The sequence below is a fragment of the Catenibacterium sp. CAG:290 genome, from assembly GCF_000437715.1.
GTDB lineage: Bacteria > Bacillota_I > Bacilli_A > Erysipelotrichales > Coprobacillaceae > Catenibacterium > Catenibacterium mitsuoka_A.
Genome location: NZ_FR898783.1, coordinates 28388 through 51004, shown reverse-complemented (window position 1 = coordinate 51004; position 22617 = coordinate 28388). Strand labels below are relative to the sequence as shown.

21 protein-coding genes are annotated in these 22617 nt (G+C 34.0%); 1 reads left to right on the top strand and 20 read right to left on the bottom strand.

Annotation, left to right across the window (positions count from 1 at the left end; translation table 11 throughout):
• Positions 1-154: 154 nt before the first annotated feature.
• The 3 genes from QVO42_RS02985 to QVO42_RS02975 all read right to left on the bottom strand — a co-directional run bounded on the left by QVO42_RS02985 (position 155) and on the right by QVO42_RS02975 (position 3238).
• Positions 155-1252: a DEAD/DEAH box helicase gene (locus QVO42_RS02985; RefSeq protein ID WP_022424700.1), complete on the bottom strand. Its 1098-nt coding sequence runs from the start codon at positions 1250-1252 to the stop codon at positions 155-157.
• Positions 1252-2847: a glutamate ligase domain-containing protein gene (locus tag QVO42_RS02980; RefSeq protein WP_022424699.1), complete on the bottom strand. Its 1596-nt coding sequence runs from the start codon at positions 2845-2847 to the stop codon at positions 1252-1254. The genes QVO42_RS02985 and QVO42_RS02980 overlap by 1 nt, the downstream gene beginning before the upstream one ends.
• Positions 2848-2911: 64 nt before the next feature.
• Positions 2912-3238, bottom strand: a complete 327-nt coding sequence (locus QVO42_RS02975) for a cyclic-di-AMP receptor (RefSeq protein WP_022424698.1) — start codon at positions 3236-3238, stop codon at positions 2912-2914.
• Positions 3239-3336: 98 nt separating this feature from the next.
• Between QVO42_RS02975 and QVO42_RS02970 the strand changes: the two genes are divergently transcribed.
• Positions 3337-4341, top strand: coding sequence for an A/G-specific adenine glycosylase (locus tag QVO42_RS02970; protein ID WP_288163677.1), 1005 nt, complete (start codon positions 3337-3339; stop codon positions 4339-4341).
• A 16-nt stretch (positions 4342-4357) separates the two neighbouring features.
• Here QVO42_RS02970 and QVO42_RS02965 read toward each other — a convergent pair whose 3' ends face one another.
• The 17 genes from QVO42_RS02965 to rlmN form a co-directional block, all read right to left on the bottom strand.
• Positions 4358-5299, bottom strand: a complete 942-nt coding sequence (locus QVO42_RS02965; protein WP_022424696.1) for a PhoH family protein — start codon at positions 5297-5299, stop codon at positions 4358-4360.
• A 57-nt stretch (positions 5300-5356) separates the two neighbouring features.
• The gene (rpsU, locus tag QVO42_RS02960) at positions 5357-5542 is read right to left on the bottom strand and encodes a 30S ribosomal protein S21 (RefSeq protein WP_006505139.1); all 186 of its coding nucleotides are present in this window, start codon (positions 5540-5542) and stop codon (positions 5357-5359) included.
• Positions 5543-5634: 92 nt separating this feature from the next.
• A complete protein-coding gene (locus QVO42_RS02955) occupies positions 5635-7113 on the bottom strand; it encodes a UDP-N-acetylmuramoyl-L-alanyl-D-glutamate--2,6-diaminopimelate ligase (protein ID WP_022424695.1) in 1479 nt (492 codons plus the stop codon).
• Positions 7100-8407 (bottom strand): tRNA (N(6)-L-threonylcarbamoyladenosine(37)-C(2))-methylthiotransferase MtaB, encoded by a 1308-nt coding sequence (mtaB, locus tag QVO42_RS02950; RefSeq protein ID WP_022424694.1) that lies wholly within the window; start codon positions 8405-8407, stop codon positions 7100-7102. The genes QVO42_RS02955 and mtaB overlap by 14 nt, the downstream gene beginning before the upstream one ends.
• A gap of 4 nt (positions 8408-8411) precedes the next feature.
• Complete coding sequence (locus tag QVO42_RS02945; protein WP_022424693.1) at positions 8412-9185, bottom strand: hypothetical protein; 774 nt, start codon at positions 9183-9185, stop codon at positions 8412-8414.
• Position 9186: 1 nt separating this feature from the next.
• Positions 9187-9921, bottom strand: a complete 735-nt coding sequence (locus QVO42_RS02940; RefSeq protein WP_022424692.1) for an RsmE family RNA methyltransferase — start codon at positions 9919-9921, stop codon at positions 9187-9189.
• A gap of 90 nt (positions 9922-10011) precedes the next feature.
• Positions 10012-12579, bottom strand: a complete 2568-nt coding sequence (gene clpB / locus QVO42_RS02935) for an ATP-dependent chaperone ClpB (protein ID WP_022424691.1) — start codon at positions 12577-12579, stop codon at positions 10012-10014.
• A 137-nt stretch (positions 12580-12716) separates the two neighbouring features.
• Positions 12717-12863, bottom strand: a complete 147-nt coding sequence (locus QVO42_RS02930) for a hypothetical protein (RefSeq protein WP_288163673.1) — start codon at positions 12861-12863, stop codon at positions 12717-12719.
• Positions 12864-13212: 349 nt separating this feature from the next.
• The gene (locus QVO42_RS02925; protein WP_022424690.1) at positions 13213-14595 is read right to left on the bottom strand and encodes a transglutaminase-like domain-containing protein; all 1383 of its coding nucleotides are present in this window, start codon (positions 14593-14595) and stop codon (positions 13213-13215) included.
• Positions 14596-15232: 637 nt separating this feature from the next.
• Positions 15233-15961 (bottom strand): GTP pyrophosphokinase, encoded by a 729-nt coding sequence (locus QVO42_RS02920; RefSeq protein WP_022424689.1) that lies wholly within the window; start codon positions 15959-15961, stop codon positions 15233-15235.
• A 66-nt stretch (positions 15962-16027) separates the two neighbouring features.
• A complete protein-coding gene (locus QVO42_RS02915) occupies positions 16028-17383 on the bottom strand; it encodes an MATE family efflux transporter (RefSeq protein ID WP_022424688.1) in 1356 nt (451 codons plus the stop codon).
• On the bottom strand, positions 17373-17984 hold the full coding sequence (locus QVO42_RS02910; RefSeq protein ID WP_022424687.1) for a thiamine diphosphokinase: 612 nt from the start codon (positions 17982-17984) through the stop codon (positions 17373-17375). The genes QVO42_RS02915 and QVO42_RS02910 overlap by 11 nt, the downstream gene beginning before the upstream one ends.
• The gene (gene rpe / locus QVO42_RS02905) at positions 17981-18625 is read right to left on the bottom strand and encodes a ribulose-phosphate 3-epimerase (RefSeq protein ID WP_022424686.1); all 645 of its coding nucleotides are present in this window, start codon (positions 18623-18625) and stop codon (positions 17981-17983) included. Before rpe ends, QVO42_RS02910 begins: the two co-directional genes overlap by 4 nt.
• Positions 18618-19484 carry a ribosome small subunit-dependent GTPase A gene (gene rsgA / locus QVO42_RS02900; protein ID WP_022424685.1) on the bottom strand — a complete coding sequence of 289 codons (867 nt, stop codon included), beginning with the start codon at positions 19482-19484 and terminating at the stop codon, positions 18618-18620. The genes rpe and rsgA overlap by 8 nt, the downstream gene beginning before the upstream one ends.
• A 14-nt stretch (positions 19485-19498) precedes the next feature.
• Complete coding sequence (gene pknB, locus QVO42_RS02895; protein WP_022424684.1) at positions 19499-21304, bottom strand: Stk1 family PASTA domain-containing Ser/Thr kinase; 1806 nt, start codon at positions 21302-21304, stop codon at positions 19499-19501.
• Between the two features lies 1 nt (position 21305).
• Positions 21306-22034 carry a Stp1/IreP family PP2C-type Ser/Thr phosphatase gene (locus tag QVO42_RS02890; protein WP_022424683.1) on the bottom strand — a complete coding sequence of 243 codons (729 nt, stop codon included), beginning with the start codon at positions 22032-22034 and terminating at the stop codon, positions 21306-21308.
• A 1-nt stretch (position 22035) separates the two neighbouring features.
• On the bottom strand, positions 22036-22617 hold a 582-nt coding region (gene rlmN / locus QVO42_RS02885; RefSeq protein ID WP_288163671.1), incomplete at its 5' end, for a 23S rRNA (adenine(2503)-C(2))-methyltransferase RlmN.

The following is a 22617-nucleotide window of genomic DNA, read 5'->3' as shown; positions in this document are numbered from 1 at the left end:
ACTACTAAATCCTCCTTATGTCTTTTCACTTATTTCATTATACACTTGTAAGGGCTTACTTGCAAACGCTTTCTTTTCTGTAATTGATTACACATTTAAAAAAAGCCCTATATAAGGGAATTATTATTGTTAAAAAAATAACAACATTTTTCTCCTATAGGGCTAAATGATGGATAATCGTAATTAATTGATCAGTTTGTAATGTTTGAAGCATGTCTGGATTTTTAATTATTGTTTCATAAAGAAGATGATGTTTTGTATCATAATCCTCTTTTGAAATAGTAATAACGACTCCTTCAAGCTGTTTCTTAGTGATATGAGTATCATAGATATAGGAATGCTTCACACCTAAAACATGGGATAAATGAGACATATATTGGTTAATATGAGTAGTTCCTAGATGAATCACTGTGTCACAATGCAAAGATAAATAGCGTGAAGCCATATCAGATACGATCAAAAGACCACCCTTTTTATTAAACTCATGCATGATGCGATACTGAGAAGCATGATTCATAAATTGATGAATCACAAAATTGACATTCAGTTTTTCAGCATAATAAAGAATATCTTCATAGCTTTCTACAAATATAACCTGTTTCTTTTCTGTATTGAAATATGGTTCTTTACATAAGAAATGTGTACATTCTACCTTAGAAGAATCAGCATGCAATGTAGTATGAATATTTTTCTTTAAGAAATCATGATGATGAAGTCCATAAAGAATACTTGAACAGTCTAAAGGAAGACGTTTCTTGATTTCCTTTATTTCTCTTATTTCTTCACTAGAAAAGCTATGAGAATCCTGATAAATGAGATATGAGACAAAGTTAGTATCTATCACCTGTCTTCTCATATATTCTAATAGTTTAGTAGGCGTAGTAAAGAGTATGTCAATACCCTTATAAATTGTCTGGCATTCTTCAAATGTATTGGTACCAGGATAAGATGTAATAAAACGATATTGTGTGTATTTATTATATTCTTTCATATCAAAAGAAGATGATAATAACTCTTCTTTATGCCCAAGCAAGATAATCTGTGTTTTCTCTTCATGAATCATAGATGCAAGTAAGGGTGGAATAATGGATAACAGACGATCTTTGGAAGAGTCAACATTTAAGATAAAAGATTGACTCTTTTCAATAAGTCTATACGATTTCTTCTGGATTATTCCAGGCGCAATCATTCCCATATCACCTAATGCATGAATAACCTCATCGGGCCATTTATATTTAATAAATTTCTTCATTATTTCGATAAGATATATTGTCTCACTTTAGAAATAAAATAGAGAGAACCTGTAATAAATACAACACCTTTATGACTATAAGCCTCATCTACTGCATGTTTCCAGTCTTCATCAATCTTCACTGGGAAGTCTTCTGCAAGAGCTTTGGCAGTTGCACGACGAGGATGATCAAACTGAGTAACAGTAATATCCTTTGATAAAGATAATAATGTTTCTAACATATGATGAGTATCCTTATCTCCTAGTGCGGAAAAGATGATTTTAATATCACTAAAATCACGGGCACTTTCAAAAAAGGCATCCATTCCTTCTCTATTATGTGCACCATCTAGGATAATTAAAGGATTTTGATGAATTGTTTCAAAACGTCCTTCCCATACTGCATCATGCATACCTTTTTCTAGATCTGCATCCTTAAATGGGAATTCTTTTCTAATATATTCTAATATATTAATCGCAAGTGCACTGTTAGTAACCTGATAATGTGCTGAAGTAGATAAAGATATATGATAACCATGATAATCATAAGAAATAGAAGCACCATAATAGACACGTTTAGGTTTTCTTATTTCTATAACATAAGAATGATGCTTATGAGCTTCTTCATAGAAGACTTCTAGACATTCCGGTCTTCTTTCAGCTGTCATATAAGGAATACCACGTTTAATGATTCCTGCTTTACTTCTTGCAATACTCGCATATGTATTTCCTAAGAAGTTTATATGATCTAAACCAATATTTGTATTGACTGTAAGTATTGGTGAAATGATATTAGTAGCATCTAGTGTCCCACCAAGCCCTACTTCAAATAAGGCAATATCTACACCCTGTTCAATAAAATACATGACTGCGATAAATACTTCTATTTCAAACTTAGAAAGCTCATAAGCCATCCAATCATCCATATAACGATTCGCATATCTTACAACAGTCGCTTCATCAATTGGTTCATCATTCACACGAATAATATCTAAACGATTTACTAAAGCAGGAGAAGTAAACGTACCTACCTTATAGCCTGCACATTTTAATACTTCTTTTGTATAGTTAGTTGTAGAACCCTTCCCGTTTGTACCACCAATATGAACACATGTTAATTTAGTTTGAGGATCATAGAAATCATACATAAAGTTCTTAAAGTTTGTGAGAGAATAAACTCGATCCTTTTGTGCTTCAATAAACGCTAAAACCTGATCATAATCAATAAAACGAGGTAGTACAGGAATTGTCTTCTTCAATAAATAACGACCATTAGATTCTACATCTACACTATAATCGTGCTGCTTAAAGAAAGATACATGTTCTTCATCTGTATAAGCAGTTAGTTCTTTTGTAACAAATCTTTCAGCAAGTTCAAGTAGTTCTTCTTGTACAAGAGTATCCTGATAATCTTCTGATACATAAACAAAAGATATATTAGAAAGATCTAAGAGTTCTAGTATGCCTACAATCACTTCTCCACTGTAGGCTAAAAAGATCATCTTGCAGGGATCTTTTAAAGTTCTTGATGTTTCATAATAATCTTTCGCAAGAAACTGGACAATTGCGTCTATATCTTCTTTTGTTGCAATCTTATATTCAAAATTTTCATTCATTTATATCACCTGTTGATATCTTAAAGTAAAAAGGATGGTTTGACCATCCTTTTTTTCTCAATTATTAGATTTTCTCAAAACGATCAACGTCAACTACAAATACTGTTGCCCCACCAACAAGTACATCTACCATGATTGGTGTAAAGAATTCACCCATTTCAGTAGGTGGTACTGTAGGTTCCTTTTCTACACGTTTCTTTGCATTGGCTTTAATGATTTCAATAGCGCTATCTACCTTATCATCATTTGTTCCTATAAAGAATGTTGTATTACCTTTCTTTAAGAAACCTCCTGAAGTAGCAAGCTTTGTAACAAAGAATCCACCTTCAGTTAAAGCGCTCTGGACAGTTGAACTGTCATCATTATTCACAATCGCAATTATCAGTTTCATACTATTGACCTCCTAATACGAATTAGTTTGTACATATATTCTAGCATATTCAAAGACAAAAATACACACATATTATATAATGGCTCATGGTGATTTATATGAGTATACAAGAAAAGTTAATAAAGTGGTATGAAGTCAATAAACGTGATCTTCCTTTTAGAGATATTAAAGACCCTTATAAAATCTGGGTAAGTGAAATTATGCTGCAACAGACGACTGTCACTGCAGTGATTCCCTATTATAAACGTTTTATTGAAAGATTTCCGGATATAGAAACACTTGCGAATGCAAAAATAGAAGAAGTCTATAAGTATTGGGAAGGGTTAGGGTATTATCGTCGTGCTTTGCATCTTCATAAGAGTGCTAATTTAATGAAAGATACATTCCCTAAGGAGTATAAAGACATTCTCGCGCTTATTGGTGTAGGCCCCTATACTGCAAGTGCTATTATGAGTTTTGCGTATCATAAGCCTTATATTGCGGTAGATGGGAATGCCTTAAGAGTATTGAGTAGATTATATGCGATAGAAGAGAATATTGCGTCAAATAAGACTGTAAAGACAATTACAGATATAGGTAATCAGCTAGTTATTGGTTATGATTCAGCAAAGATCAATCAAGGGATTATGGATTTTGCGAATGCGGTATGTTTACCTGTTCACCCTCATTGTAATGAATGTCCACTCAAAAAGGAATGCATTGCTTATTTGACAAATAAGCAGGACGTACTACCTATTAATATAAAAAAAGTAAATAAAAAAAGTTTATCTTATATTACAGGTATTGTAGTATATGATGATGATGAAGTGATGCTTATTAAAAATAAAAATGGACTGCTAGAAAATATGTATTTACTTCCTCAATATGAAGTAGAGAGTCCTTATTCCTTTATAGAAACGTTTAAAGAAGACTATGGGATCAACTTAGAGGTATTATCGCATTTAAAGGATTTTAAGCATGTATTTACTCATCGTACATGGTATATGCATGTATATGTATTTAAAGCTGATATTCGTTCTATTGACTTCTATACAAAAAATAAGCAGGAGGAATTAACTATTCCTACTGCTCATAAAAAGATATTGAAATATTATGAAGGCTGATTAGAAATAATCAGTCTTATTTGTTCATGTCATATTTTTCAATGATTCTAGCAACAACTGGATGACGTACTACATCAAGTGCTGTTAAGTAAACAAAGGAAATACCTTTGACACCATCTAAGATCTTCATAGCATGTTTGAGACCATTTGTTGTTTGTTTAGGTAAGTCAATCTGAGTAATATCCCCTGTAATACACATCTTAGAGTTAAAACCTAAACGTGTAAGGAACATCTTCATCTGATTGTCTGTTGTATTTTGTGCTTCATCTAAAATAACATAAGCATCTTCTAGTGTACGCCCACGCATATAAGCAAGTGGCGCTATTTCAATAATACCCTTTTCAATTAATTTCTCTGTATTTTCTGCACCTAACATATCATAAAGTGCATCATAAAGAGGTCTTAAGTAAGGGTCAATCTTTTCTTTAAGGTCTCCAGGAAGAAACCCTAGGTTTTCTCCTGCTTCTACAGCTGGTCTAGTGAGAATGATTTTTTGTACTTCATGATTCTTTAATGCCTGTACAGCAAACACTACAGATAAGTATGTTTTACCTGTACCCGCTGGACCAATCGCAAATACCACATCATGATCTTTTAAAGAATGATAGTATTCTAACTGTCCCATTGTCTTAGGATATATGATCTTGCCATGACTTGTACGGGCAATATGAATATCAAATAGAGAATCCATTTTATCAAGCTTACCATTACGTCCTAACTTGATTGCATACACCACATCTCTTTTAGAAATACGTACATCCTTTTTAGTAAGTTTAGCAAGTACCTGAATCACCTTTTCTAATACAGGATCACTATGATCTAAATAAATATCTGTACCACGGACATTGATTGCATTCTCAAATTCATCTTCCAATAAAGCGATATTTTCATCACTTGGGCCACACAACAATTGAATGGCATCTAAGCTATAATCACTTAACTGAATCACTTTTTCCATAAAATCATCCTTTCATTGAAAAAAAGAAGAGTCAGATGACTCTTCTAAAAATAAATCTTATCTACGACGTTTCTTCTGGTTCTTTCTAGCTGCTTCTGATTTCATTTTTCTCTTTAAACCAGGTTTAACATAGAATTCTCTTTTACGAGCTTCAGCAAGGGTTCCTGTTCTAGAAACTTGTCTCTTAAAACGACGTAAAGCATCATCTAAAGATTCATTTTCTCTTACTACTGTCTTTGCCATTGAACTTTCCCCCCTTTACCGCTAAATTCGAATATGATTATACACAATGATTTTTAATAATGCAAGACTTTTTTAACTTTTATTTTTAAGTTTTACATATCATCTTCTAATTGTTCATTATAGAGTTTTTTCGCATATTCCTGAGCGATGAATTTATCTCCAGGATAAGGTGTATTACCCACTAGTGATGTCATGAACTGTTCATGACCTTTTCCTAAAATCAAAATAACATCACCTGGACAAGCTGCATCTATTGCCTGCTGGATAGCATAACGACGATCAGTAATAATCACTGAAATAGGATCAACAATCTGTTCTTGAATCTGTGAACAGATGCCTTCGATATCATCATCTCTTTCATCCTGTTCTGTCAATATGACATAATCACAGTATTTGTTAGCTAAAGCACCGATCTTACTTCTTTTATGGATATCTTTACGTCCTGGTGCACCAAATACTGCAATTAAATGACCATTCCCTTTAACACTATGGACAAACTTGAATACTTCTTCAAAATTATGTGCATGCTGACAATAGTCAACAATAATATGGAACGGCTGTTTAACAGGGACTACTTCCATTCTACCTTCTACTGGCTGAATATATTTAATCGCATTCACAATTTCATCCGGTGTCATTTCTAAGGCATAAAGGGTTGTCAATATTGCAAGAGTGTTAGATATATTAAACGGTGCAATAATAGGAACTTCTACATGATAGTAATGATTTTTAATATAGATATTAAATGCTGAATGATCTATATAATATTCAATCTCACGGGCCATAATATCTGCTTTATGATGAATACCATAGGTTAATATTTTAGCATGATTCGCCATATCCTTATAGTTAGTCGTTAGATAATGATTAAAACGTACTTCATCTGCATTAAGAATGGCATAACCACCTTCTTTAAGCAATCTAAAGAGTTTAACATATGATGTCATCAGGTTATCTACAGTTCCATGGAAGTCCATATGTTCTTCATAAGCATTTGTAAATACCGCAATACTGAAATTAACTGAATCAACACGCTTTAAAGCTAAGCCATGAGAAGAGACTTCTAGAGTAAAGCCCTTCACATTCTCTTTGACCATGTTATAGAAGTTACGATGTAAACAGATAGGATCTGGTGTCGTACCAGTCATCTGCATCATTGTAGGTCCATATTCTATTCCGTTGTTACCTACATAGCCCATCTTTAAATAACGTCCTAGTAATCTTGCGACGACACGGGCTACGACTGTTTTACCACTTGTTCCTGTAACACCTATTCCTGTCATCTTATAGGAAGGATGATCATAGAAGAGATCTGCCACACGATTAAGTTCATCTAAGACATCTGATACCTGAATATAAACAATGCCCTGATAATAACGACGTAACGGCTTAGAATGAACAATACATTTAGCACCTTGGAAGATAGCATCATCGACATATTTATGTCCATCTGTCACAAGACCTTCAATACAGAAGAAGATAGAATCCTTTCTTACATAACGGGAATCGCTATGAATAGATTCAATCTTTATATCACTTTCAACTTTAAAAAGCTCATTAAGCTTCTTCACTAGAAACCACCCCGATTAAATCATAACCTCGATGATCTGTTACCTTTACTTTATAAATATGTCCTTCTTTTAAAGAATGATCTGCAACAAAAACCTTTAAGTAATTAGAGGCATGTCCTACCATGTAGCCATCCTTTTCTTCTTCAATAAGCACTTCTAGTTCCTTATTCATTTCAGATAATGCGAATTCAGTTTTTAATTCATCAGAAAGCTGCAATAGTCTTCTCACACGGTCTTTCTTGACATCTCCTGGTATCTGATTTGGCATTCTATCTGCTGGTGTTCCCTTTCTTCTTGAATAAGGGAAAACATGCAATTGATTGAAATGAAGTTTTTTAATCCAGTTATATGTATCAACGAAGTCTTCTTCTGTTTCTCCAGGGAATCCTACAATGACATCTGTAGTAATAGAGATACCTGGTAACGCTTCTTTAAGTTCAAAATATTTCTTTTCAAATTCAGCTGTATTATAATGTCTTGCCATTCTTCTTAGAATAGAATCTGTACCAGACTGAATAGGAATATGTAAATGATCTACGATAATAGGACTTCTTCCAATAAGTTCAATAATTTCATCACTCACCTGACTCATTTCAATAGAAGAAATACGTAATCTCTTTAATCCCTTGATTTTAGTTGTTAAGTCTACTAATAGATCATAGAAAGAATAATTGTCTAAATCCACACCATAACCTGCTGTATGAATACCAGTTAAGACGATTTCTACAAATCCTCTATCTACAAGTTCCTGAGCCTGTCTTAAAACATCTTCTTTAGGACGAGAACGAACGCCACCACGTGCATAAGGGATAATACAATATGTACAGAAGTTATTACATCCATCCTGAATTTTTAGGAAGGCTCTTGTTTTATTTTCAAATGCATGAATACTTAAGTCTTCAAAACGAGAGACCTTCATAACATTTTCTATTTTCACAATCTGTTTATGTGTCATCTTATATTCTTCTACAAAGTCTACAATAGAAGCACGATGTTGTGTTCCAAGTACTATAGAAACACCTTCTATTTCAGTGATTTCTTCACTTGCCACCTGTGAATAGCATCCCACTACACAGATGACTGCATCAGGATTAGTACGATGTGCCTTACGGATCATCTGTCTTGATTTAGAGTCCCCTGTATTTGTGACAGTACATGTATTAATAACATATACATCTGCAGGAGATTCAAAGTCGATATTGTCATACCCTCTTTTCTTGAATATTTCTAACATCGCTTCTGATTCGTAGCTGTTTACTTTACAGCCTAATGTATGAAAAGCAACTGTTGCCATTGTCTCACTTCACTTTCTTTATTAATTTCTTGTATGTACGATCACTAATTAATTGATGATCATACATGTATTGTATGAACTGTGTATATTCACCATGTTCATAATAAACCACTAATTCTTTTGCATCTTCAATAGATGCCCTGTTAGAATGACGATTATCATCACCAATCACAATACGACAAATCAGTGAATAGTCTTCTTTCACAAATAGATAGATAGCGCCTAATTCTTCATAATAATAGGCAATATGGGATTCGTTTTCATATACTTTTTCTAAGCTGGAAAAAGGTGTATCAAATACAACTGGTCCATAATATCTAAAAGCAGTATCTAGTGTAATTGGCTGATTCTTCACATATTCTGCATGCTGCTTTAATAAGAGAATCTGATAATCATTGATATACCAATTATTGATATCAGGAGAATAGATAGGAATATAAATATCTCGTGAACTTTCTTCATCATAAAAATGAGGGAGTGTTTCTAATACATTCTTTAAATCATTATTAAACATTTTTCTTTTTTCTTCATAGGTAATATATTCAAACATATCATAATGACCTGACGCAAAAAGATTATAGGAACCTTCAATTGCATCTTTTACATCTAGTGCATGCAAAAGGATTTCCATATTGAATAATTCAATTTCTGATTTAACCTTAAAACGAATATTCAAGTCTTCTAATTCTTTTTTATGTTCTTCACAATAATGATATAAGTTTGTTTTATTGTATTTTATATCCCTGCTGTATTTATTAATGACTGCAATAAAGTTCATATTAATCCCCCAATTCTCTTCTATACCCTATAACACTAAGCATATATAAAGGTGCTGTCTCACTTCTTAAAATACGATTACCAATAGAGCATGGCACAACACCCATTGACTGCATCTTTTCTACTTCCTGATGATCAAAACCACCCTCTGGTCCTACTATAATAGTAATAGATGTATGAAGATCATTGAGTGCTTTTGTGAAAGCATGATGTTCCCCATTCTTACTTTCTTCCTCATATGCCACAACATTCACTTCAGATAAATAATCCTTTAATTGTGATAATTGAATAGGAGGTGTAATCTCAGGAACAATCTGTCTATGACATTGTTCACTTGCTTCCTGGGCGATGCGAACAAAACGTTCCTTCTTCTTGTTAAAACGTCCTTCATCCATTTTCACTATACTTCTAGAAGCACGCAAAGGAACTATACGTGTAACACCTAGTTCTGTTGCTTTTTGAATCACAAATTCAAACTTATCACTCTTTGGTAAACCATAAACAAGTGTTACTTCAACATCTAATTCATTATCTTCCTGAAGTTCTTCTTTAATTTGTAGTAAACCCTGCTTTGTATCGATGATTTCACATAAGTAAACATGTTTGTCTTCATCAATACAAATGACATGTTCACCCTTTTCCATACGCATTACTTTAGTAATATGCTTATACATAGAATCATCAGTGATAATGATGTCATTTTGTCTATAATTATTTTTAATAAAATATCTCTGCATAATCATCTCTCTCCTCTAGCATTCTACCATTTTTATGAAACAATGAAAAGAAAAAGAAGATAGAGGGGGTTCTATCTTCTTTCAAACAACTTATGCTTCTCTAGCTATAAATCCATTATCATAGTCAATGACTACATGACTGTTAGCATGGATTGTACCTTTGATTATTTCTCTTGCAAGCATTGTTTCAATATGTGACTGAATATAACGCTTGATTGGACGTGCACCAAATGTGGCATCAAATGCATCTTGTGCAATTCTGTTTTCAGCTGCATCAGTGACTTCTAGAGTAATCTTCTTTTCTTCGAGACGACCTTCAAGTTCATGAATAAACTTATCAATAATCTTATAAACAACACTTGAGTCAAGTGAGTTGAACATAACGATTTCATCAATACGGTTTAAGAATTCAGGTTTGAAGTGCATCTTTAATTCATTATCTACTTCTTTACGTGTTTCTTCATTGTTACCCTGTAACAAGTACTGAGAACCAATATTAGAAGTCATAATGATAATTGTATTCTTGAAGCTGACTACATTACCCTTAGAATCTGTTAAACGACCATCATCTAGAATCTGTAATAAGATATTGAAGACATCTGGATGGGCTTTTTCAATTTCATCTAATAAGACAATACTATATGGAGCACGTCTGACAGCTTCAGTTAACTGTCCACCTTCTTCATAACCTACATATCCTGGAGGAGCACCTAATAAACGAGAGACACTATATTTCTCCATATATTCACTCATATCAATACGTACGATATTCTTTTCACTATCAAAAAGCTGTTCAGCAAGTGTCTTAGCCACTTCTGTCTTACCTACACCAGTAGGACCTAGGAACAAGAATGAACCAATAGGTCTATTCTCATCATTGATACCAGCACGACTTCTAAGTATTGCATCAGTGACTTTAGTAATAGCTTCATCCTGGCCAATAACTCTTTTCTTCATAATATCTTCAAGATGTAATAATTTTTCTTTTTCTGATTCCATTAGCTTAGAAACTGGAATATTAGTCCATCTAGAGATGACTTCAGAAATAGTATCTACAGTGACCTTTTCCTGTAATAAAGCATCATCATTTTCTTTAGCCTGATATTCTTCTATCTCTTTATTAATAGCTGGAATAGTCTGGTATTTAATTTTAGAGGCTTCTTCTAGGTTACCCTGAGATTCAAACTGTGCCATCTGTGTTTCTAAACGCACTTTTTGGTTCTTTAAATCCTTGATATGATCCACCTGAGACTTTTCTGATTTCCATTGTTCAGTTAATCCAGCAATCTTTTCATTTAAAGAAGCAATTTTTTCTTTGATTTCTTCTAGTCTCTTTTCGTTATCTTCAGTTGAATCTTCTTTTTCAATAGAGATTCTTTCCATTTCTAGACGATTCTTATCACGAGTAATTGTATCTAGTTCTTCAGGCATAGAGTCAATTTCCATACGTACTGAAGCACATGCTTCATCAATAAGGTCAATGGCCTTATCCGGTAAGAAACGATCTGTAATATAACGATCACTCATATGAGCTGCTGCGATAATTGCACTATCTTGGATCTGAACACCATGATGAGATTCAAATGGTTCCTTTAAACCTCTTAGAATTGCAATTGTATCATCAATATCAGGTTCTTGTACCAATACCTTCTGGAAACGTCTTTCTAAGGCTGCATCCTTTTCAATATACTGACGATATTCATCCAATGTTGTTGCACCAATACAATGTAATTCACCACGTGCTAACATTGGTTTTAATAAGTTAGCGGCATCCATAGCACCATCTGTCTTACCTGCACCTACTAACTGATGGATTTCATCAATAAACATAATGATTTGTCCTTCAGACTTCTTAATTTCATTTAAGACAGCTTTTAATCTTTCTTCAAATTCACCACGATATTTAGCACCTGCCACAAGTGAACCTAAATCAAGTTCAAATAAAGTTTTATCTTTTAATGTTTCAGGTACATCGTTCTTAACTATACGCCAAGCAAGTCCTTCTACAATCGCAGTTTTACCTACACCTGGTTCACCAATCAAAATTGGGTTATTCTTTGTTTTACGTGATAAAATCTGAATAACACGTCTAATTTCTTCATCACGACCAATAACTGGATCAATCTTGCCATCTTTTACATCTTTAACAAGATCACGTCCATATTTTTCTAGTACTTCATAATTATTTTCTGGGTTTGGAGTATCCACTTTATGTCCTCCTCTCATTTCCTTAATTACTTTTTCAACTTCTTTTTTATTTAAATTATAACGAGATACAAAGTTTTTAATAAAAGTGCTTTGCGTATTAAATAATGCAAGAATAAGATGTTCTACACTCATATAGTCATCTTTATATTCTGTCTTAATTCTTTCAGCATTCGCAATCCAGCTATTGAGATCATAGCTTAAACGAAGCTGATCCTGTGTCACCTGCCCAACGCTAGGCTTCTTATTGATCTCCGCATTTAATAGATCCTGTACTTCTGGGATAGAGATATTAAGTTTTGTCAGTACTCTATAGAAAATACCAGAACTATCTTCTAATAATGCATACATGAGATGTTCAACATCAACAATCTGTTGATTAAGAGCTAACGCATTCTGAGCTGCACGTCCAAATGCTTCCTGCATTGCTTCTGTCCATTTTTCACCATTCATCGCAATCACTCCTTTAGCACTCTTCTTCCTCTTGTGCTAATGCTAGTATATCACTTTTTTTAGCACTGTCAATAGGTGTGTGCTAATTATTTTGTTTTCTTGATTTGATCACATTTTTTACGATAGCGACCTATGTTTTATACTGCAGCAGGCACGGTTTCTTGCAAGTTCATTTTAGACATTTCATTCTCCACATGAGACTTTTCTGCAATATGATTGTAGACAATCATTGTGATCTGAGCATCTGAATGACACATGACATGCTGTATAACTTCGGGATTCACTGTTTTTTTCCTCTTTCGCAAAAGAAAAAGTTTTTGGATTGTAATCCCAAAACTTTTGATTATTTAGCATTTATGGGAATAAAAATTAACTTGCTAGCTGTTCCTGCGTAAATCAACATATTTTTACTTTATTATTCTCCTCAAAATGGACAAGATATTGTTTTATTTACTACTAAAAGACACATAATTAATCAAAAGAAAAAGGCATTACAGGCAAAATATGATCTGTTTCTATTCATATTATTTGTAACGCCTTTTTGTATTATTATGTGTAAAAAAGAAAAGGGAAGGAAACATCCAACACCACTCTTCAAACATTTCTGTTTCTAACAATGAGACTTATGATAATTTATTTTTCAATATCTTCCATAGAAATCAGTTCCTGTGATACACCTACCTGAGAAAAGCGAAGACCATGGTCCTCGTACTCAAATTCTCCTCTCTGATTATCAATCGGATCAATGCGAAGCCATTTTTTCTCCGGCATGAATTCTTTTTGAATTTCAGAGTTAGCTGGCATACGGAAAATGTCGAGATTACCAAAGTAATAGTTCCAACGCTCTTTGTCTCCTTCACGCCATGCACTTCCACCAAAGGAAGGGTCTGCAAATACCCATCCATACGGTGCTATATAGAATTGTGCCCAATCATGGCATCCTGTATAATACTTCGTCACATATAGACCTGACTGCCAGCGTGCTGGAATTCCAGACATGCGGCAAAGTGTGATAAATAGCAGTGCTTGTACACCACAATCACCTTTCAGATTAATTGCACAGTATTCTGGAATACACTCAATTGTAAAATATTCTCTCATGAAAGAATACATCACTTTTGTTGTCACAAAATCATAGAATCGACGCGCCAAAATAATTGGATTTGTCTCATCTCCTGCAAGTTCATCTCTTAGCTCTTTTAAGTAAGGAGTGAATAAGATATGTGGTGCCTGCTCTTCCAGACAGAAATCTGGCTGTTCTTCAGATACCTTGGCAGGATCTAACTCTACATAATTTACATGATAATCAAATGAATAATCTACCATAAACTCCTGATTCTCTTTCAGTTCAGTTTCAAAATATACTGTTCTCTGTGGTGCATCAGCAGGTGCTATGTATGTGATTTCTGGATTAGATGCATGAATCTCTACATTAGAAACCTGCTCATATACCTTAGGAATTGGAAGATGTACGCGAACCTTGCGTCCTACCTCTTCGAATTCTTTCTTAGCTTTTATTGTTGAACGTATACGAGTGTGTACAGTTCTTCCTCCATGTTCTTTCATGTAATGTATATTGTCATTAAGTAGATTCTGATTTAGATTATTTTGCTTTTCATCCTCTGGATTTTCTGCAATGACACGCTTTGCGTAATCTGGACGAGTCTTAATGAGATTTTCATAGAATCGACGCTGAAAATGTACCTCGCCATCAATATAAATCCAATCTGCTGCACTGATTTCTTTTATATGATCTAACTCTTCTTTTTTGAAATCACGTAGATGAATCATCATAATCTCCAATGCTTCATCATAAGTAAAAGGATACTCATTACCACCCATAACGCCAATGACTTCCTGTTCGATTTCTAGACGTTTTCTAAGAGCCTGTGGAATATCCTTCTCTTCTAGAAAATAACGAATCATTTTCTGGGCTCCAGCATAATCACCATAAATTTTTAATTTCAAAACGTCCTCTGGAAGCGGAACATTCATAAAAGATAAATCCTGATACATGAGTTATACCTCCAATTTATATTACCGTTCGTTTTCAAAACCAATGAACTAAGCTGACTTGAATAGCATATCTGTCAATGTAAAGACTGCCATTTACATGAGTGATGTTATTAGCTGCTACAGTAAGGCTGGCTGTTAAGTAATCCCCAGATCACTTTCAATCCATAATTTATTCCTGAAGTCACTAAAATCAATATCATGCACAAAGCAGAATAATCCTATTCCTCACCTACCGACAATTGAGTATGATACACATAATGCTTTCGCAAATTCCGTCTGACTCATAAGCTTTGTTTTCGAACTTCTTTTATATATTTCAAAAAACTCATCTGCAATCTTTTTTCAAAATATAGTAAAATTATAGCATGTATGCAAATAACTTGCTGTATTTTATAATACATTTTCTCGTTCTCCAATGATATCCTGTAGAAACATCATCTATCGCCTTGTTACGATGTTGAGTGCACATGATGGGCTGATAATTCAACAAGACCACTGAATGATTATTATCATATAATTGCGTAGTATCTATTACCTTATTTTTAATTATATATAATACTGTTTGACAATAAAGGCAAAATAAAATGCCGTGTTTACCACATATTAAAGTTTCATTTCCTTCAACAAAAAAAAGAATCTATTTAGATTCTCCTTTATTCATCATTGAACGTATCTTCTGCATACGTTCATCTAATTTAGCACTTTCTACTGAACAGTCATAAAGTTCCTGAGCAATAAGCTTTGCTTCGTCTTCAGGAATATTCTTCTTATAGCGTAATTTATGTTCCAAACTTGCCCAGAAATCCATCGCAATAGTACGAAGCTGTACTTCTACATAAACATACTTCTTTGTCTTCTGCAAGAAGATTGGTACCTGCACAATTAAGTGTAAACTACGATAACCACTAGGTTTAGGATTTTTAATATAATCCTTCATCTCAATCAAAGTAATATCATCCTGTCTTAAGAAGCTATCTGCAAGTTCATAAATATCTTCAGGAAATGAACAAACAACTCTGACTCCTGCAATATCTCTTATATTTTCTTCTAATGATTCCATAGTCATTGGAATATTCTTGCGTCTTACTTTTCTCGCAATACTATCATATGATTTAATACGTGACTTAATGCTTTCAATAGGATTACCATCATATTCTAAAGAATATTCCTGATCTAATACTCTGAATTTTGTTTCTATCTCCATTACCGCGCAGCGATAATAGGACATTAAAAGATCAAATGGCTTCTTATTCTTATCTAATAAATCTAAGAACTCATCAGAAAGAATACTCTGTTTCATAAATTCTTCTCTTTTTTGTTCAATGATTTTAAATCCACTTCTTTTTATATCTTCTAGATTTCTCATATATTCATCCTTCTTTCAATCTATTTCATTATAATCTATTTCTATGAAAAAAAGAACTGAGAAACCTCAGTTCATTTGTTCAAGTGCTTTATTAAATTGTTTTCTAAACAATAATACTGTAAATGTGATTGCAAGAATATCTGCTACCGGTTCAGCCAAATAAACAGCTGTTGTCTTATCTACAAGTAATGCTGGCATAATATAAATAAGTGGGATTAAAAGAATGAATTTTCTAGTAACTGCCACAATAACTGATGCTTTCGCATTACCTAAAGCCACAAATGTCATCTGACAGGCAATCTGTATTCCAAAGAGTCCAACGACTGCCATATAGATTCTAAGTGCTTTAGTGGTAAAGAGTGAGAGTTCTTGTGCATTTGTAAAGAGACCTACAAACATCTGCGGGAAGATCTGAATCAAAAGCCAGATACATATTGAGAATACTAGACTGACTTTTAGTAATAATTTAAATGTCTTTCGAACACGTTCTTTATTCTTAGCCCCATAGTTGTAGCTGATAATAGGCTGTGCCCCCTGTCCTAATCCCTGTAAAGGAAGCATCGCAAACTGCATAACACTAGTCAATATAGTCATTGCCCCTACTGCTATATCTCCCCCATATTTTAATAAAGAAGAATTGAAGCAGACCTGGATGACACTCTCACTTGATTGCATCACAAAAGTAGAAAGACCTAAAGCGAGACAAGGTAAGATGACTGAGTGATTTAAAGATAAGTTTTTCTTTTTTATTTTAAGTTTTGTCTTTTTGCCAAATAAGAAGCGAAGAACATAGAGACATGAGCATCCTTGAGAAATAATCGTCGCAAAGGCTGCTCCCTTAACACCTAAGTGAAATCCAAAAATAAGAATAGGATCTAGGATGACATTGCATAATGCGCCAATGACAACTGAAATCATTCCGTTTTTCGCAAATCCCTGGGCTGTAATAAACATATTCATTCCCAATGTTAATTGTACAAATAGTGTTCCCATTGCATAGATATTCATATAGTCTATGGCATAGGTAATTGTATTACTGCTTGCACCAAAAGCAAGTAGGAAGGTACGATTTCCAAAAAATAGAATAAGTGTAAGTACGATAGAAACGATAATCTGCGTAATAAAACAATTACCTAATATCTTTTCAGCATAATCATTATTACCCTGACCCATATAAATAGACGCACGTGGTGCACCACCATTACCAACCAATGAGGCAAAGGCTGTCACAATCATAATTAACGGCATACAGACACCAACACCTGTTAAGGCAAGAGCACCTGTTTGAGGAATATGACCTATAAACATACGGTCTACAATGTTGTAAAGCATGTTGATTAATTGCGCAATGACTGTTGGTAAGGCAAGTTGTCTGAGTAATTTACCTACTGGTTCAGTCGCAAGAAAATCCTTATTCTCCATATGTACCTCCTATTCTTTGTGATTCAATGAATATTAAATCTTCACTATTTTCAATTGTTAGAATACCATGACATTGATTAGAAATACATAGTGGATCATGAGGTTCTAATATATAACCATCAAGGGGATAATCACAATTCTTTAATGTAAGAGTACAAGTCTTTTCAGTAAAGCATGAGAAGTACTTATAATCAGTACAGTCTATTTGATGCTTACCTTTAGGCAAGAGGTATATTCTGTTTATATCATCATATAAAGTGATTTTAATATCAGGATGCTGTCTAAGATAGATAAGTACACCTAAAAAATGATCAATACGACCACCAATAACACCATAAAGATCTATTTCATCATAACCTCTATTGAGTGCTTCACTAATAGCAAGTTCTGTATCTGTTTCATCCTTATGAGTAGGAAAAGTAAGTACTTCTAATCCTTCTAAGTATTCTTTATGTTCTAGAGAATCAAAGTCTCCAATAGCACATAATGGTTTAATTGATTGACGGTGTAGATGTTCTAAACCACCATCAACTGCAATATAAGGGATGTCTTTATTAAAGACATCCCCATTATTCATGCTTGCATATAAGCCTATTTTCATTTGAGTGAGTCAATAGCTTCCTGTCTGTTTTCTGCTTTGAAGACATAGCTTCCAGCCACTAGAACATCTACCCCTGCCCCACGGCATAGGTTGGCTGTATTCGCATTGATACCACCATCTACTTCAATGAGATAACGTCTGCCATTTCTGATTTCTTTGAGTTCAGTGATCTTATCTAAGGCTGCAGGATTGAATGACTGGCCACCAAATCCTGGTTCAACACTCATGACAAGAACCATATCTAAATCATCTAAGAATGGTTTGATTGCTTCCACATCAGTACCTGGTTTAATAGAGATTGATGCAAGACATCCTGCATCATGAATACGTTGAATAAGTACACGTGCTTCCTGCATGCTTGATACAGCTTCAATATGGAATGTAATGAGGTCTGCACCTGCATTGATGAATTCATCTAAGTACTGACCTGGATCAGTGATCATTAAATGTACATCAATAAATAAATCAGTCACAGCACGTAAATTACTAAGAATGCTGTAACCAAATGAAATATTAGGGACAAAGTGTCCATCCATAACATCATAATGAATCCATGATTTTCCTCCATCATAGATTGTATCAATATCTTCTTTAAGATGCGCAAAATCTGCGGATAATACTGAAGGTGCAATTTTAACCATATCGTTTATCTTTCCTTTCTTTAACCTGCTTTAATAACTGCAGGTAATCAACATATCTTGTTTCATCAATTTCTCCTGCTTCTACTGCTTCTTTAACAGCACAATGTGGTTCACTATCATGAAGACATCCTCTAAATTTACAATGATGTGACAGTTCTCTAAAATCATGATAAGTGACTGCAAGTTCTACAGGATCCATTTTAAGTTCTAATGATGAAAAACCTGGAGTATCTGCAATATAGCCACCATACATAGGAATAAGTTCAACATGCCTTGTAGTATGTTTCCCTCTTCCTAATGCTTGAGAAATTTCATTTGTTTCAATATTAAGTTCAATGTTTAAGGCATTGAGAAGACTTGATTTACCTACCCCACTCTGCCCTGTAACGACTGTTACACGGTTTTTAAGGATTGGTTTAATCTCTTCGATGCCTTCATTTTCTTTACTTGATACAAAGTAAAGATCATAGGCATTGTACTTCTTTTGTATTACAGGAATAAGTTCTCTATTAAGATCTATCTTTGTGATAATGATGATTGGTTTGATCTTCTCATATTCAACCATTGCGAGAAATTGATCTAGAAGCATCTGATCAAAATCTGGCTGGGCAATAGAGAATACAAGAAGTGCCTGATCTACATTACAGATAGGAGGTCTTTCCAATTGGTTATGTCTTTTTTCTAGTGTAAGAATATAACCAGAACCATCTTTTTCTTCCTGGAAGCTACAGAAGTCTCCTACGAGAGGCTTCTGACCTCTGTTTCTAAATTTACCACGTGCCCTGCAGCTAACAACCTTCTTACCTGTATCGACATAGTAGAATCCTGCAAGGACTTTTATAATCTGACCTTTAGGCATATAATCTCCTATTCTTATTCAGTTGTAGTTGTATCGTCATCATCATTTTCTGGTAAGTCAGGTTGTGTTGGTGTTGTAGGGGTTGTAGGGGTTGCAGGGGTTGGTTTCTTATCATAATAATATAAGATGATCTCAGTCCCTTTACTATTTACCTGAGTATATGGTGCAACTGACTGTTTTACAACTGTATTAATAGACATTGAGTTAATTGTTGCAGTATCAGTAGGTGATGGTAATACAGATAGTTTCACATTAGTAAAGCCCTGACTTTCTAATGTAGATTTCGCCGCATTGATATTCTGACCATATAATGATGGTACAGTAATGCTGACACCTTTAGATACTGTCAAAGTAATGATTTTGCCTTTTTCATTAGGATCCTGTTTTTCACCTTCAGAAATAGACTGTCCAATAACGACACCTTCTTTATAATCATCATCAGACTTTTCATACTTTCTAACCTTATAGCCAAGCTTTGTTAATTCATTATAAGCTGAATTGTAAGAGATACCTGTATAGTCCTTCATGACAATATATTTACCCTTAGAGATAGTAAATGTTACTGTATCACCTTCATTGATAGTATGTCCTGCTTCAGGATCTGTCGCAATAACAAGTCCTTTTTCATACTTATCACTGAGTTCATAATCAACATCATCAGATACCTTATAGCCTTTATCAATTAATAAAGCTTTAGCTTCTTTTTCAGTCTTACCAACTAGATCCATCATTGTACCATCTTGGTTACCACCAAATAAGAAGAATCCTGCTACAATCGCAAGACATACAATAACTGCCCCAATGGCCACACCTATCGCAATTCTTTTTTTCTTATCCATTGGTTCTTTTATCTTTTCTTCTTCTGGTTCAATTTCTTCTATTTCTGTTTTTGTTTCTTCAGGATCTAAAGATGCTGTTTTAGTAAAGAACTGAGAATCAGTCGCAATGATTGTTGGATCATTATTCACTTGATCAAAACTTAATTTAGGTTCATCTAAACGTTCTAAGCAAGTTTCTAAATCATCTAACATATCATCAGCACACTGATAACGATTGTTTGTATTTTTTGCAGTTGCTTTAATAATAATATTTTCTACTGACTGAGGAATCGCTGGATTATATTCACGTACTGATGGTATTTCATCACGCATATGTTTCAAAGCGATATTCACTGGAGATTCTCCATTAAAAGGAACATCCCCTCTTAATAATTCATAAAATACAACACCTAAAGCATAAATATCACTTTGTGGTGTCGCCTTTTCACCTCTTGCGATTTCTGGTGCAAGATAGTGAAGTGAACCCATGATTGTATCTGTCTGAGTCACCTGTGATAAAGACTGAATAGAGGCAATCCCAAAATCCGCAATTTTCACAATTCCAGAATCAGTGACAAGAATATTCTGAGGCTTTAAGTCACGATGAACAATACCCATAGAATGGGCCAGTGCAGTGGCTGATACAACCTGCTTCATAATGTCTACTGCTTCTACATAATGAAGTGCACCACGCTTATTAATTAATTCTTTTAAAGTCTGACCACGTACATATTCCATGACAATATAGTAAAGATCATCTTCTTCACCTACATCATAGATTTCTACAATATTACGATGACATAATGCAGCTGCTGCACGTGCTTCACGATGGAAACGCGTAATATAAATAGGATCTCCTGTCAAAGAAGAACGTAGTATTTTTACAGCCACTTCTCTTTTTAATATATCATCATATGCAAGATAGACATCTGCCATACCGCCTTGGCCAATTAATTCTTTTAATTCATAACGGTCAGCAAGAATACGTCCTTTTTCACTCATCTTATGATTCTCCCTTCTCAATTAATAAAACACCAATATTATCTAATCCACCAAATTCATTGGCTGATTGAATGAGTCTTTCCGTTTTATGATTGACTGATTCATCTTCTTTTAAGATATCTTCAATCTGTTGAGATGAGAGTGAATTATATAATCCATCTGAACAGAGCAATATTGCACGATAATCTTCTTCAATCTTATAAAAAGAAATACGTAAAGCTTCTTTAATACCAATCGCCTGCACTAATACATTTCTTTTAGGATGATGAGAAGCTTCTTCTTGATTAATTATACCTCTTTTAAGTAATTCATTCACAAAAGTATCATCTGTCGTGATTTGTTTTAAAGTATCACTATATAAATAAGCTCTACTATCTCCTACATGAGAAATATAGGTATTCTTTCCATCCATATAACAGATGACAATTGTCGTACCCATACCTGCATATTCTCTATGCATATCACTTTCTTTATTTAGTAAATCATTTGCGGTTAATAATAAAGAAGAGATCCAGGCATGAATAGATTCATCATCTATAAAAGGTGAATGATCAAAGAAATGATCAATAATATAATTACTTACAAGAGTACTTGCAACATCACCTGCAAGATGACCACCCATTCCATCACATAATACACCAACGATTTCATGGTCTTTGATTTTATAAACTGCTCTATCTTGATTGACTGATCTTTTTATTCCAATATCAGTCATCGCGGAGATAACCATATTATGCCCCTTTCTCTCTTTTTGCACGTAACTGTCCACATGCACCATCAATATCACGGCCATGTTCTTTTCTTAATGTACAATTAATATGTAAACGAATAAGTTCATCCTTAAATGCAGTAATTGTATGACCTAAAGACTGCTTATAGCCATGTTCATCTACAGGATTATAAGGAATCAAGTTCACATAAACATTTAATCCACGAAGATAATGGGCTAACTGACGCGCATATTTGATATCATCATTGACATCCTTCAATAAAATATATTCAAGAGTAACACGGCGGTTTGTACGTTCAATATAAGTCTTGATGGCATCTCTTAAGTCATCCATATTGTAACGTTTGTTGATTGGCATGAGTTCACTACGAATTTCATCATTAGGTGCATGTAAGCTAATAGCTAAGTTCACCTGGATTGGTTCATGAGAGAAACGTTCAATTCCAGGAATTAAACCACATGTAGAAATAGTAAGGTGTCTTGCACCAATCGCTAGACCATGAGGTTCATTCACTGTATAGATAAAGTTCATTACTTCATCATAGTTATCAAATGGTTCACCTGTACCCATCACAACTACATG

Coding starts and splice junctions, on each gene's coding strand:
- QVO42_RS02920 (WP_022424689.1), bottom strand. CDS start 15,961: ATGAGAAATCTAGAAGATATAAAAAGAAGTGGATTTAAAATCATTGAA.
- QVO42_RS02910 (WP_022424687.1), bottom strand. CDS start 17,984: ATGAAAATAGGCTTATATGCAAGCATGAATAATGGGGATGTCTTTAAT.
- QVO42_RS02985 (WP_022424700.1), bottom strand. CDS start 1,252: ATGAAGAAATTTATTAAATATAAATGGCCCGATGAGGTTATTCATGCA.
- QVO42_RS02980 (WP_022424699.1), bottom strand. CDS start 2,847: ATGAATGAAAATTTTGAATATAAGATTGCAACAAAAGAAGATATAGAC.
- QVO42_RS02940 (WP_022424692.1), bottom strand. CDS start 9,921: ATGCAGAGATATTTTATTAAAAATAATTATAGACAAAATGACATCATT.
- rsgA (WP_022424685.1), bottom strand. CDS start 19,484: ATGCCTAAAGGTCAGATTATAAAAGTCCTTGCAGGATTCTACTATGTC.
- QVO42_RS02970 (WP_288163677.1), top strand. CDS start 3,337: ATGAGTATACAAGAAAAGTTAATAAAGTGGTATGAAGTCAATAAACGT.
- rpe (WP_022424686.1), bottom strand. CDS start 18,625: ATGGTTAAAATTGCACCTTCAGTATTATCCGCAGATTTTGCGCATCTT.
- QVO42_RS02890 (WP_022424683.1), bottom strand. CDS start 22,034: ATGGTTATCTCCGCGATGACTGATATTGGAATAAAAAGATCAGTCAAT.
- QVO42_RS02915 (WP_022424688.1), bottom strand. CDS start 17,383: ATGGAGAATAAGGATTTTCTTGCGACTGAACCAGTAGGTAAATTACTC.
- QVO42_RS02965 (WP_022424696.1), bottom strand. CDS start 5,299: ATGGAAAAAGTGATTCAGTTAAGTGATTATAGCTTAGATGCCATTCAA.
- rpsU (WP_006505139.1), bottom strand. CDS start 5,542: ATGGCAAAGACAGTAGTAAGAGAAAATGAATCTTTAGATGATGCTTTA.
- QVO42_RS02925 (WP_022424690.1), bottom strand. CDS start 14,595: ATGTATCAGGATTTATCTTTTATGAATGTTCCGCTTCCAGAGGACGTT.
- clpB (WP_022424691.1), bottom strand. CDS start 12,579: ATGAATGGTGAAAAATGGACAGAAGCAATGCAGGAAGCATTTGGACGT.
- QVO42_RS02945 (WP_022424693.1), bottom strand. CDS start 9,185: ATGAACTTTATTGCAGTCATTAATAAATACAGCAGGGATATAAAATAC.
- mtaB (WP_022424694.1), bottom strand. CDS start 8,407: ATGGCAACAGTTGCTTTTCATACATTAGGCTGTAAAGTAAACAGCTAC.
- pknB (WP_022424684.1), bottom strand. CDS start 21,304: ATGAGTGAAAAAGGACGTATTCTTGCTGACCGTTATGAATTAAAAGAA.
- QVO42_RS02975 (WP_022424698.1), bottom strand. CDS start 3,238: ATGAAACTGATAATTGCGATTGTGAATAATGATGACAGTTCAACTGTC.